Here is a 12,926-nt window from a genome sequence, read left to right as displayed (position 1 = left end):
GCTGACATTAATAGTAAAGATTTGAAAAAAAAGCCGTTTATTTAAACGGCCTTATATTTTAAGGAAAAATTTCTGCTTGCATATAAAGTTTGCCATAGCCTGAAATTTCAATACGTTCCTGATTTAGGATATTGCAATATAAGACACCTCCACGGCTAGAAGCCTGATACGCCACAATATTATTTTTAGCGAGTTTCTCTGCCCATAGCGGTGCTATTGCAGTATGAATTGAACCCGTAACTGGGTCTTCGTCAATACCCGCAATAGGCGCAAAATAACGAGATACACAGTCATATTGCTGGTCGGCTTTTGAGGTAATTGCAACCTCCATGCCTGTAGTTGTAATAGCAGCCCGTTTACCTAAAGTCTTGAGGAGGTTCATGTCAGGCTGCTCATCTAATACATCTTGAACTGACTCATATTCAACAATATAAGCTTGAACGTTTTGATATACGGCTTTAAAGGGTTTCGTTAATGCTTGACGTAAAACAGCTGGGTAATCTTCAACTTGATGAGCCTTACGAATTGGAAAATTCATTCTGATTTTGCCATCATCATCTTGTTGAACGATAAAAAGCCCTAAATTTCGGACATGAAAATTAATGGTCTTCTTGTCAGTAAAATCTTTAAATATTATAAAAGCACTTGCAAGCGTCGCATGCCCACAAAAATCAGCTTCAACCGTTGGCGTAAACCAACGAATTTCATAGTTTTCAGCGTCTATGATTTTTACAAAAGCAGTCTCAGATAAGTTATTTTCAAGTGCTATCTTTTGCATTAAATCTGCATCTAGCCATTCTTTTTCAACAATCACAGCAGCTGGATTGCCACGAAATAACTCTTTTGTAAAAGCATCGACTTGATACATTTTCATGATAGTGCTCTCTTTTGTAATAGGTTCATTTTCGAAAATTATTTAAAAGAAAAACAGATACAGTTTTTTAAAAATTAACATCACAGCGGCAATTTAAGCATATAAAAAAACGGCTCATCCAAAGTGGAGAGCCGTTTCATATTAACTTTTAATGATGTTGAGTTAACTCAATTTCATCTTCACTATTTAATATGTCTTTATCGGTCTGACCCATAAATTGACTCGTCACTACACCCGCAGTCATTGAACCATTTACGTTCAATGCTGTACGTCCCATATCAATTAAAGGTTCAATTGAAATAAGAAGTGCAACCAATGTTACAGGTAAGCCCATAGCAGGAAGTACGATCAATGCTGCGAAAGTTGCACCACCACCAACACCTGCTACGCCAATTGAACTTAAAGTCACAATACCCACTAACGAAGCAATCCACATTGGGTCTAAAGTGTTAATACCCATAGTTGGCGCAACCATCACGGCTAACATGGCAGGATATAAACCCGCACAACCATTTTGACCAATGGTCGCACCAAAAGAAGCAGAGAAGCTTGCAATAGACTCAGGTACGCCTAAACGACGAGTTTGTGCCTCAATATTCAGTGGAATACTTGCTGCACTTGAACGACTCGTAAATGCGAATGTTAAAACTGGAGCAACTTTCTTAAAGAACTTAAGTGGAGAAACACCTGTTAGAGTCAAAATAATGGCATGTACGGCAAACATAATCGCCAAGCCTAAATAAGACGCCACCAAGAAACCGCCTAAGTTTAAGATATCTGCAACATTTGAACTTGCCACAACCTTAGTCATGAGGGCAAAAACACCATACGGCGTAAGCGTCATGACTAAGCGAACTAGCTTCATTACCCAAGACTGTAACGTCTGAATAGCAGTCAAAATACGCTGACCTTTCTCTGCGTCATCTTTCATTAGGTTGAGTGCTGCGATCCCTAAAAAGATAGCAAAGATAACCACACTAATAATTGAGGTCGGATTTGCACCCGTTAACTCAGCAAAAGGGTTACTTGGAATAAAGGAAAGAATAAATTGCGGTACGCTTAAATCTGTTACTTTACCCACATAGTCTGTCTGAATTGCAGTCAGACGTGCTGTTTCAGCGGCGCCTTGTACTAAACCTTTGGCAGTTAGGCCAAATAGGTTCGTCACAAATACCCCAACTAATGCAGCGATGAGTGTTGTAAATAACAAAGTTCCAATGGTGTAGACGCTGATTTTTCCTAAAGAGGAAGCTTGGTGTAACTTTGCTACTGCACCTAAAATCGAAACAAAGACCAAAGGCATCACGACCATTTGTAAAAGTTTTACATAGCCGTTACCAACAATATTAAACCAGCTAATAGATTCAGCAAGAATCGGATGGCCACCGCCATAAATCAAATGTAGTCCTAAACCAAACACTACACCTAAAATTAAGCCAGCTAGAACTTTTTTAGATAAGCTCCAGTCTGTTTTACGTGTTTGGGCGAGTAAAAATATTAACCCGACAAAAACCACAATATTGATGATTAAGGGTATATTCATTCCCAAACTCCAAATTATTGCTTGTGTCATCTTTTAAGGGGGCATATTTGACCATAGCCGGTCTATATAAACTACCCTTTTCAACAATTTTCTAGCATGCAGATCATTACCGATCTGAATGAGAATATAAAATGACTTTTAAATACATATATATCACTTTTAAAACATAAGTTAAGTAGGATATTTATGTATAAAAATTAAGTGCATTTCTGTATAAACTGTTGCTCAATAAAACAAATAAATTGCTTTAAATTACTGCCCCATGTGTCAGCAGGCTGGGCCACTAAATAGGTGGTGAAATGTGCTGATTCAGTGTTAATTTCAAAACAACTTAATGAGACTTTATCGGCCACTTTAGTCAAATATGACTTTGGCAATAAAGCAAAACCAACACCTAATTCCACACAGCTTACAATCCCGTCTAGGCTGCCCATTTCCATAATTTGCGAAGGCGGCACACTGTGATCATTTAAAAACAGCTCAATTGCATGGCGATATGAACACCCTTGTCGGAACGCAATAAATCGGGTCTTTGCAAGCGTAGCAATGTCGGGAAATTCAGTTTGTTGTTTTGGGCAAACCAAAACCAATTGTTCTTGCCACACCGGCAAGCTATATAGCTCTGGAATCACATATTTAGAAGCAACAAAAGCACAATCGACCTCGCCTTGTTGCACAGCATTTAACAAATATCCTGTCGGGTGAGTTTGAAGTTCAAGCGGCAAATTCGGATATTGCTGCATACATTCATTAAGCAATTGAGGCAGTCTTATCGCTGCTGTCGTTTCCATACTGCCCAAACGAATCGTTTCATTCGGGTCAATATCACCTTCTTGAAAGATTTTTTTAGCTTTATTGTGCAATGCAATCATTTGAACAGCGTAGCTATGTAGCTGTTGCCCTGCATTGGTTAATGTCACGGGATTATGGCGATTTAATAAAATCACACCTAACTCTTCTTCAAGCTTTTTCACATGGCTGGTGATATTCGATTGAACCGTATACATTTTTTGTGCAGCCAATGAAAAACTTCCACTCTCTGCAACCGCTAAAAAAAACTCTAAAGACTTAAGTAACATCTCACTATCTCAAAACAAGATAATTACTATCACATTAAATCATTTTTAATGATTAATAAACTCGCTTTTAATAATAAAAAAATTGAGAGACTCCTCATGACTAAGCTTTATCGAATGAGCCTGCTTGTCTTTCTAGCAACTTGCTTGGGAATTGGTATTTTTAGATTTTCTTACACTGCGCTTATGCCCATCATGATTGTGCAATATGGATGGACTCACGACTTTGCAAGTTTCTTAGGCAGTGCAAATTTATTGGGCTACTTACTTGGCGCTCTATTGGCACTGTTTAGTATTAAAGAAAAATCTATTCCAACTCTTATTATAAGTTCTGCACTTGCAGGCAGCTTAAGCCTACTCTGCTGCGCCTTTATACACATGCCTTTGGCTTGGTTTGTGTTCTGGCGGACCATCTCTGGTATTGCTGGTGGTCTACTCATGATTTTGGCACCCAGCTTTGCTATGAAAAGAATTGCAATAAGCCAAAGGCTTAAAGTTAACTTTTTAGGGTTTAGCGGTATTGGTGTGGGGGTGCTGTCTGCGACCGTCATTATTCCTGCGCTCAAAAACATGCCTGTCCAATATGTCTGGGGTATTTTTGCAGCACTTTCTATTATTGGCAGTTTGGTACTTCTTCAATTATTAAGGCACCAACCTACAGTGTCCGTTCAAGAGGTCAATCAAGTACCTCAAAATAGCAAACATTCACGCTTGGGACTGGTCATTATTATTGCTTATATGTGTAGTGCTTTTGCATATATTCCACACTCTTTGTTTTGGATGGACTACTTATCGAGAACCTTACATTTTCCATTAGAGCAACGAAATTTATTTTGGGTGCTTTACGGAGTCGGAAGCTGTATTGGCGCTTTTGTAGCGTATTGTTTAAGCCGCCTTACTGGATACTTACAAGCCATTAAATGGCTATATGGGTTCTACTGCTTGGCAGTTGCCCTACCTTTCTTTTCCCATGCTACTGCTTTGCTCGCTTTATCTTCCTTTCTTACAGGTCTACTCACACCGGCCACAGTATTTATTAGTTCTTATAGCCTGCTACACATTTATGAGCAGCGTTATCAAAAAATCTGGAGCCTTGCCACCATTGGCTTTGCCAGTACCCAACTGCTAGGTGGCGTGGTAATTAGTACCTTGCATCACTTGCATTGGTCTTATGCACATCTGTTCTTAATGGGTGGCATTGTTTTGCTATTCGCTTTAATCCTTTTAGTCCGCACTCGTTCTTCCATACCTACCACTCTCGGAGAAACCAAACCGTGAAACCGTTGTTCTTTGCTCTACTTTTAGTTACTTTCGTACTTGTTATTCAAACCTTAGATCAAAGTTATCAAAAGAAAATCGGGCTACCTAAAACTGCTAAACATCCCGAATTTATGCAATAAAAAATGCCCCGATATATCAGGGGCTTTTTCGATGAGCACTCAAATATTTCTGAAGTAGAAATTGATGAATACATCAACAGTCAAAATCACATAGCAACTATAATTTTAAGCCTTACCACAAACGCTTAGCTGACAAAAAATGTCACATTATGTCAATGTAGAGTGTAATTTTCTGATCTATATTCAATAAAAATTTATAATTTTTAATACTTAAAATAGAGTAAGACATGAGCAATAACAATTATATTGATGAGCTTTTAAAGCTCTTGGCGATGTTCGCTTTTATCTGTGTTTCATTATTGGCATTTAAATGTCGGACTGTTTTCGCACTGGATATGACTACATCATATGAGGTCTCTGTAAAGATTGTTATTTATATTGGCACGGCGGCTATTCTTGGTTTTTTAACACGCGATCATATTGAGTTTACAACACAATTTTTAATTGCTGTTCCATTCGCATACTTTTGGCTAGAGCCAGTTCTTGACTACAAGGCCATTCAAACTATACCAGATGTTCCATTTTATCTATCAGGTCATGGTCAAAGTTTGGGGTTACTGATCGTCATTATATTCTGTTTTGCTCTATGGGTATTTAAAGAAACAAGCTCAAATTCGCATGAGTCTCAAAATGTCTAAATAGTTTTTTTTTGGGAGTTTTATAAAGTTAAAAATAGTCACTGTACTCTATGTTTTTATAATATATATTTTAAACAAATTACTTTATACCAATTAAAAACTTTTAAAAATGTTTAATGTATCAAACCCAGCAAATGCCGTTGTTGTAGGTATTATCACAATAATTGCTACAGTTAGCCTTCTTATATGGAAGTTTAATTTTTATCTTGGCATAGATATATATACCAGTGGAGAAGTGCTTTTTAAAACGCTGCTATATGCAGCCACAATAGGCCTATTTAGTTACTATTTTCGCTATACCATTAAAATTAGTAATACGGTGATCTTATCATTACCTCTTTTTTTCTTTTGTATCAGACCCATTCTGAACTACAAAATGACGCATACCATGGGCAATATTCCACTCTATGCAACTCATCATGGTCAGGGTGGAATCTTATTAAGTTTAACAATATTGGCTTGTATGCTATGGGCATTTACCGCCCACTCTTAGCTTAAATTCCAATATTCCATAAACTTATTTTTATTCATTTCAATACTATAAAAATCTATAAATAATAATTCTTTAAAGTAATTAAAAAGCCCTCAATTGAGGGCTTTTCTATGAAAGATTAATCTTCCATGTGCTTAATAATGGCATCACCAAATTCAGAGCAACGCAATAAGGTTGCGCCCGGCATTAAACGCTCAAAATCGTAAGTTACCGTTTTAGCTGCAATCGCTCCTGAAATTCCTTTAATGATCAGGTCAGCCGCTTCAGTCCATCCCATGTCTCGAAGCATCATTTCTGCGGAAAGAATGATAGAACCCGGGTTTACTTTGTCTTGTCCGGCATATTTAGGGGCCGTACCATGCGTTGCTTCATAAACTGCAATTGCACCGCCAATATTTGCACCAGGTGCAATACCAATCCCCCCTACTTCTGCCGCTAATGCATCAGAAATATAGTCACCATTTAAATTCAGGGTTGCAATCACTGAGTAGTCTGCAGGACGCATCAAAATTTGCTGTAAGAAAGCATCTGCAATCACATCTTTAATAATGATGTCTTTACCATTTTTAGGGTTCTTAATTTTAACCCAAGGGCCACCATCTATAAGTTCACCACCAAAACGATCTAGCGCTAACTCATATCCCCATTCTTTAAATGCACCTTCGGTATATTTCATAATATTTCCCTTATGAACAAAGGTTACCGATGGTTTGTCATTATCTATCGCAAATTGAATGGCTTTACGAACTAAACGTTGCGATCCTTCTTTAGATACAGGTTTGATTCCAATACCACATCCTTCTGGAAAGCGAATTTTTGTGACGCCCATTTCTTCTTGAAGGAATTTAATCACCTTCTTCGCTTCTTCAGAGTCTGCTTTCCATTCAATACCTGCATAAATATCTTCCGAATTTTCACGGAAAATCACCATGTCGGTTAATTCAGGGTGTTGAACAGGCGAAGGAACACCTTTAAACCAACGCACAGGGCGTACACATACGTACAAATCTAATTCTTGGCGTAATGCTACATTGAGTGAGCGAATACCGCCACCAACTGGGGTAGTTAAAGGGCCTTTAATTGAAACGACAAACTCACGCAGGGCTTCAAAAGTTTCTTCTGGCATATAGGTGCCATAAATTTTATTGGCCTTTTCACCACAATAGACTTCCATCCACTCAATGGAACGTTTGCCACCATAAGCTTTTAAAATAGCCGCATCGACGACTGTTTTCATTGTTGGTGTAATATCTACACCAATACCATCACCCTCAATAAAAGGAATAATTGGATGATTTGGTACATTCAGTGACAGGTCTGCTTTTACTTTAATTTTATCACCGTCGGCAGGAACCACGATCTTCTGATAACCCATTGTGTAGATTCTCCCTTTTATAATATTTAACTAACCAAACAAAAATAATTATCGATAAACAATACTTTCAACTTTTATTAACGCATAATAGCTTAATCGAATTTAACCCTTTTTGAGATTTATGTGGGAAATAAGCAAATTTCACACTTAAATATAGCTCAATGTTTTTACCGCTTATTTGAAAGAAGAAGTCATTTTTTATGAAAATCGTCATTCTTAACAAACCTTATGACGTGCTCTCCCAGTTTCGTAAAGACGAAGCGCACATGACGGTCTCTGACTTTGTAGATGACCCGACTTTACGCATCGCAGGCCGTCTTGATATGGACTCTGAGGGTTTAGTTTTCTTAACTGATCATGGTGGTTTGAATCAGTTCATTACCAACCCTGCGAATAAAAAATACAAAACGTATTTAGTTCAAGTTGATGGCGATGTAACCGAAGAAGCGCTTGAGCAACTTCGTAAAGGTGTAGAGCTTAATGATGGTATGACTTTACCAGCTAAAGCGATTAAGGTAAGTGAACCTGCATGGTTATGGGACCGTGACCCTCCTGTACGTTACCGTGCCAACATTCCAACGTCTTGGATTGAAATCTCTATTTGTGAAGGTCGTAACCGTCAAGTTCGTCGCATGACCTCTGCGGTAGGTTTCCCGACTTTACGTCTCATTCGTACTAAAATTGGTTCAATTGATTTAGTTCAATTAGGATTACAGCCGGGCGACACCAAAGAAATCGAACCTCTACTCTACCCAGACTTTAAAGATGTTCCAGCCGAGCAACCTTATCGTTCACGTTCTTATGTAAAAAAACCGGGTGGTACAGGTGGCAAACCAATGGTTCGTAAGAATAAAGATGGTTCTGTTAAAAAGTCTGGTACAAAACGTATTTGGCAAATGGATGAAAGTGAAAAACCACGTCGTAAGACCAATGGTACAACTCGTCCAAATACCAAGGCACCACGTGGTCGTGGCCGCAATGGTCGATAAAAACATTTAAGTTTTAAAGCTCACGTCAGTGGGCTTTTTTAATGACTTTTATTTTTTAGAAAATAAAAAAACCGGTGCATACGCACCGGTTTTAAGCTATTTACTAACGAATCAGTAATTAAGCTTGAACACTTGAAAGTGCTGCATTAAATGTAGCACTTGGACGCATTACAGCGTTTACTTTTGCAGGGTCAACTGCATAGTAACCACCGATGTCAGCAGCTTTACCTTGTACTTGAGCAAGTTCAGCAACAATCTTCTCTTCGTTTTCAGCTAAAGCTTTCGCAAGTGGAGCAAACTTCGCTTTCAACTCAGCATCTTCGTCTTGAGCAGCAAGTGCTTCAGCCCAGTAAAGTGACAAGTAGAAATGGCTACCACGGTTATCAAGCTCGCCTGTACGACGTGATGGAGACTTGTCATTGTCAAGCAATTTACCAGTCGCTTCATCAAGTGTCTTCGCAAGTAACTTCGCACGAGCATTGTTTTCTTTAATGCCCATTTCTTCTAGAGAAACTGCAAGTGCAAGGAACTCACCAAGCGAATCCCAACGTAAGTGGTTTTCTTCAACAAGTTGTTGTACGTGTTTAGGTGCTGAACCGCCTGCACCAGTTTCGTACATGCCACCACCCGCCATAAGCGGAACGATAGACAACATCTTCGCAGAAGTACCAAGTTCCATAATTGGGAACAAGTCAGTTAAGTAGTCACGTAAAATGTTACCAGTTACAGAAATCGTGTCTAGGCCACGTACTACGCGCTCAAGTGTGTAACGCATTGCACGTACTTGAGACATGATTTGGATATCAAGACCAGTCGTATCATGATCTTTTAAGTACTTTTGTACTTTCTTGATCAATTCGTTTTCGTGTGGACGGTATGGGTCAAGCCAGAAGATCGCAGGCATGCCTGAGTTACGTGCACGCGTTACTGCAAGTTTAACCCAGTCACGAATCGGAGCGTCTTTCACCTGACACATACGCCAGATATCGCCTTCTTCCACATTTTGAGTTAATAACACTTCACCAGTGTCAAGATCAGTAATGTTTGCAATACCAGCTTCTGAAATTTCAAAAGTCTTGTCGTGAGAACCGTATTCTTCAGCTTTTTGAGCCATCAAACCAACGTTTGGTACTGTACCCATAGTCTTCGGATCGAAGTTACCATGCCATTTACAGAAATTGATCATTTCTTGGTAAATACGGGCAAATGTTGATTCTGGCATTACTGCTTTAGCATCGTATTGCTTACCATCAGCACCCCACATTTTACCACCAGCACGGATCATTGCAGGCATAGAAGCATCTACGATGATGTCGTTAGGTGAATGGAAGTTTGTGATGCCTTTTGCCGAGTCAACCATTGCAAGTGCAGGACGGTGTTCTTGGCAAGCATGTAAGTCTTCGATGATTTCTTCACGTAATGACGTTGGAAGAGTTTCGATTTTCTCGTATAACCCAGCCATACCGTTATTAACGTTAATACCTAACTCGTCAAATAACTTACCGTGTTTTTCAAAAGCTTCTTTGTAATAGATTTTCACACAGTGACCGAAAACGATCGGGTGTGAAACTTTCATCATTGTCGCTTTTACGTGTAAAGAGAATAAAATTCCAGCTTCTTTACAATCATCAAGTTCTTTTTCATAGAAATCACAAAGTGCTTTCTTGCTCATGAACATTGAGTCGATGATTTCGCCTTCTTGAAGCGCAACTTTTGGTTTAAGAACAATGCTCTTACCACTGTTTGTGATAAGTTCCATTTTTACATTGCGTGCACGGTCAAGTGTCATTGACTTTTCACCGTGGTAGAAGTCACCTTCTTCCATGTGTGAAACGTGAGTTTGTGACCACTGTTTCCACTCGCTCATTGAGTGAGGGTGTTTCTTAGCGTAATTTTTAACGGCAGCAGGAGCACGACGGTCAGAGTTACCCTCACGAAGAACTGGGTTTACTGCTGAACCTAGGCATTTGCCATAACGAGCTTTAATAGTTTTTTCTTCTTCAGTCGCTGGGTTTTCCGGATAGTCAGGAATTGCAAAACCTTTAGATTGAAGTTCTTTAATACATGCTGTCAATTGCGCAACAGAGGCACTAATATTTGGGAGTTTGATAATGTTAGTATCTGGATCTTGTGTAAGACGACCTAGCTCAGCAAGGTTGTCGGATACCTTTTGCTCTTCACTTAGGTAGTCAGCGAATTCTGCGAGCACACGTGCAGCTACAGAGATGTCACTTTTAACAATCTCGATACCTGCTGGCTTAGTAAAGGTCTCAATGATCGGCAGTAGCGAATAAGTCGCCAATAATGGCGCCTCGTCAGTCAGTGTGTAAATGATAGTTGACTTTTCACCAGCCATATATAGCCCCTTCCGTTGAATTGAGTTTTGAGGACCGAGCTTTTGGCCCAGTGCCTACGAACCGATATGCTTAAATAAAACCCTGAGAGTATCGGCTCTCATTGGCTTTCAGTCAACGAAATATCCAGTGATAACGACATTTCGCAGCGAAATAATACATAATTTAAATCTATTGATAATAATCTTATACCTAACTTATGGTAATACATGTACGTTTACCAACTTTTTAGGTATAGGACATTGTTAAATTACATGAGATATCTTTCAGAGTTCTGACAAATATTATACTTTTCATTCAAAATAAACTCAAAGATAACACCTATTTCAATTTTCAAAATCTACTAAAAAGTAAAAAACCGATGTACGAAACATCGGTTTTTTATAAATTAATTCACTGTTATTTAGGCTTTTAACCATTTATCAGCTTTACTTTGATCTTCAATAATAAGTTCAACTTCAGTTAAGTTTATGCTGTCACCTGTCACTTCAAACGACAATAACTCATCACGGCGGAAAGCCAAAACTTGGTAACTACCCTTTTGTTTAGCATATTTCTCAATAAGTTTTGTGGTCGCTTTTAATCCATCAATTGCAATAATGACATCATTGGCAGAAATACCAGCTTTTGCACCAGCTCCCTCACGGTGAGCATTTTGTACTAACACACCTTCAGGTTTATCAGTCAGCTTTAAACCATAAGCCAATGTCTTATCATTTTTAAACGTATAACTTAAACCAAACTCAGGGAATAACTGATCTAGCGGTAACTCTTCAGTTGTGTTGATCAAATGATTGATTTGCTCAACCCAACTATCACCTGTTAACTCTTCGCACAAATCAAAAACGGTACGTTCATTAACCTGAATGCCGTTTTGTGTGTTTTCATACAAACGACGCATTAAGGCATCAAGACTAGAACCACGTAAACGCAAGCCTAAATCTAGACATAAGGCAACTAATGCGCCTTTGTTGTAATAGCTGGTGCCCGCATTATTCGTGTTTTCATCTGGACGATAAAACTTAATCCATGCATCAAAACTTGATTCAGCTACTGTTTGAACAAAGCGACCCGGATTTTGTAAATAACGATCAAGCTGTGACTTCAACAAATCTAGATAAGACTTTTGAGAGATCACACCACTGCGTAATAAAATGAGGTCATCATAATATGAAGTAAAACCTTCAAAAATCCACAGTAGCGAGGTATAGCCTTCTTTATGAAGATTATAGTTTGCAAAATTTTCTGGGCGGATAAACTTCACCAACCAAGAATGAAAATACTCGTGGCTACATAAACCTAAGAAACGTTGATAGTCTTTCGAAGGTTCAGTTGGTTCATTCGATTTTGGTAAATCATCACGTGGTGTAATCAAACTTGTGCTGTTGCAATGCTCTAAGCCACCATAACTATTGCCTGTTGCCATCGTCATAAAGGTATAGTTTTTAAATGGCGCTGAACCAAACATTTCAATTTCAGCTGCACAGATTTTTTCAATGTCCGCTTTTAAACGGTCCACATTGGTACTGTGCTGTCCTGAAATTGCAAATTCATGTGCAATTCCGTGCGCTTCGAAACTAAAACGTGTTTGATCAGCCAGTTCAAATGGACTATCAATCAGTTGATCATAATGATCAGCTTTTAAGGTAAAACGTCCCTTAACTAAGCTTTTTGAAGCTAAGCCAGTTGCTAATTGAAAGTGTTTTAATTCATCAGGCAAAAAGATTTCTAATTCACAAGCAGATTGCTCTTGTCCATCTAAACCTAAGCATACACAGGCTGGGTTAATATATAGACGTGTTTGATCTACATAAGCACCACGTACTGATAAATCGTATGCATAGACATCGTATTCAACAGTAATTAACTCATGATCGGTGTTAAATAAACGCCAGCGATTTTTTTCAGTTTTTTTAATATTGAGCATGCGTCCAGCTTCATCGTAAGCTTTTACAGCTTCAATATGCTTAGAAAATTCACGAATTAAATAACTGCCCGGAATCCACGTTGGTAACCATAGTTCCTGATTTGGATTCGCTAAAAAACGAATTGTTACGTGAACAAGGTGCTGTTTGTAATCATCGAACTCTATTTGATAATGCAACATAAATTCTTCAATTTAAAATAAGAACGGTTTCACCTTAGATTATCACTTTTTTGTATCGACTTGCGTAGATGTATTTT

Annotated in this window: 10 protein-coding genes; 4 read left to right on the top strand and 6 right to left on the bottom strand. The window is 38.5% G+C overall.

The genetic code is table 11. The annotated features are described in order from the left end of the window. Positions 1–58: 58 nt before the first annotated feature. The 3 genes from ACH8JV_RS00805 to ACH8JV_RS00795 all read right to left on the bottom strand — a co-directional run bounded on the left by ACH8JV_RS00805 (position 59) and on the right by ACH8JV_RS00795 (position 3,496). On the bottom strand, positions 59–874 hold the full coding sequence (locus ACH8JV_RS00805; RefSeq protein WP_396519197.1) for a PhzF family phenazine biosynthesis protein: 816 nt from the start codon (positions 872–874) through the stop codon (positions 59–61). A 148-nt stretch (positions 875–1,022) separates the two neighbouring features. Then, on the bottom strand, positions 1,023–2,417 hold the full coding sequence (locus ACH8JV_RS00800) for an L-cystine transporter (RefSeq protein ID WP_337080721.1): 1,395 nt from the start codon (positions 2,415–2,417) through the stop codon (positions 1,023–1,025). A 197-nt stretch (positions 2,418–2,614) separates the two neighbouring features. Next, on the bottom strand, positions 2,615–3,496 hold the full coding sequence (locus tag ACH8JV_RS00795) for a LysR family transcriptional regulator (protein WP_396519195.1): 882 nt from the start codon (positions 3,494–3,496) through the stop codon (positions 2,615–2,617). Positions 3,497–3,592: 96 nt separating this feature from the next. Here ACH8JV_RS00795 and ACH8JV_RS00790 point away from each other — a divergent pair, with 96 nt between their 5' ends. The 3 genes from ACH8JV_RS00790 (at position 3,593) to ACH8JV_RS00780 (ending at position 5,531) form a co-directional block, all read left to right on the top strand. Further along, positions 3,593–4,771: a YbfB/YjiJ family MFS transporter gene (locus tag ACH8JV_RS00790; RefSeq protein ID WP_396519193.1), complete on the top strand. Its 1,179-nt coding sequence runs from the start codon at positions 3,593–3,595 to the stop codon at positions 4,769–4,771. Continuing rightward, positions 4,768–4,893 carry a hypothetical protein gene (locus tag ACH8JV_RS00785; RefSeq protein WP_125507149.1) on the top strand — a complete coding sequence of 42 codons (126 nt, stop codon included), beginning with the start codon at positions 4,768–4,770 and terminating at the stop codon, positions 4,891–4,893. Before ACH8JV_RS00790 ends, ACH8JV_RS00785 begins: the two co-directional genes overlap by 4 nt. Positions 4,894–5,120: 227 nt before the next feature. Continuing rightward, positions 5,121–5,531: a hypothetical protein gene (locus ACH8JV_RS00780; RefSeq protein WP_396519192.1), complete on the top strand. Its 411-nt coding sequence runs from the start codon at positions 5,121–5,123 to the stop codon at positions 5,529–5,531. 611 nt (positions 5,532–6,142) lie between these two features. Here the strand turns inward: ACH8JV_RS00780 and icd are convergent. Then, a complete protein-coding gene (gene icd, locus ACH8JV_RS00775) occupies positions 6,143–7,399 on the bottom strand; it encodes an NADP-dependent isocitrate dehydrogenase (RefSeq protein ID WP_396519190.1) in 1,257 nt (418 codons plus the stop codon). A gap of 200 nt (positions 7,400–7,599) precedes the next feature. Between icd and ACH8JV_RS00770 the strand changes: the two genes are divergently transcribed. Beyond that, a complete protein-coding gene (locus ACH8JV_RS00770) occupies positions 7,600–8,388 on the top strand; it encodes an rRNA large subunit pseudouridine synthase E (protein WP_191028931.1) in 789 nt (262 codons plus the stop codon). Positions 8,389–8,506: 118 nt separating this feature from the next. On the opposite strand, the gene ACH8JV_RS00765 is transcribed toward ACH8JV_RS00770, so the two are convergent. Then, complete coding sequence (locus ACH8JV_RS00765; RefSeq protein ID WP_263614325.1) at positions 8,507–10,744, bottom strand: NADP-dependent isocitrate dehydrogenase; 2,238 nt, start codon at positions 10,742–10,744, stop codon at positions 8,507–8,509. Between the two features lie 401 nt (positions 10,745–11,145). Next, positions 11,146–12,849, bottom strand: a complete 1,704-nt coding sequence (locus ACH8JV_RS00760) for a M61 family peptidase (RefSeq protein WP_343569154.1) — start codon at positions 12,847–12,849, stop codon at positions 11,146–11,148. Between the last annotated feature and the right edge of the window lie 77 nt (positions 12,850–12,926).

The sequence above is a fragment of the Acinetobacter sp. ABJ_C5_2 genome, from assembly GCF_044538485.1.
GTDB classification, from domain to species: Bacteria; Pseudomonadota; Gammaproteobacteria; order Pseudomonadales; family Moraxellaceae; genus Acinetobacter; species Acinetobacter nosocomialis_A.
The sequence above is the reverse complement of the archived record's forward strand: the minus strand, read 5'-3'. Positions and strand labels throughout refer to the sequence as shown.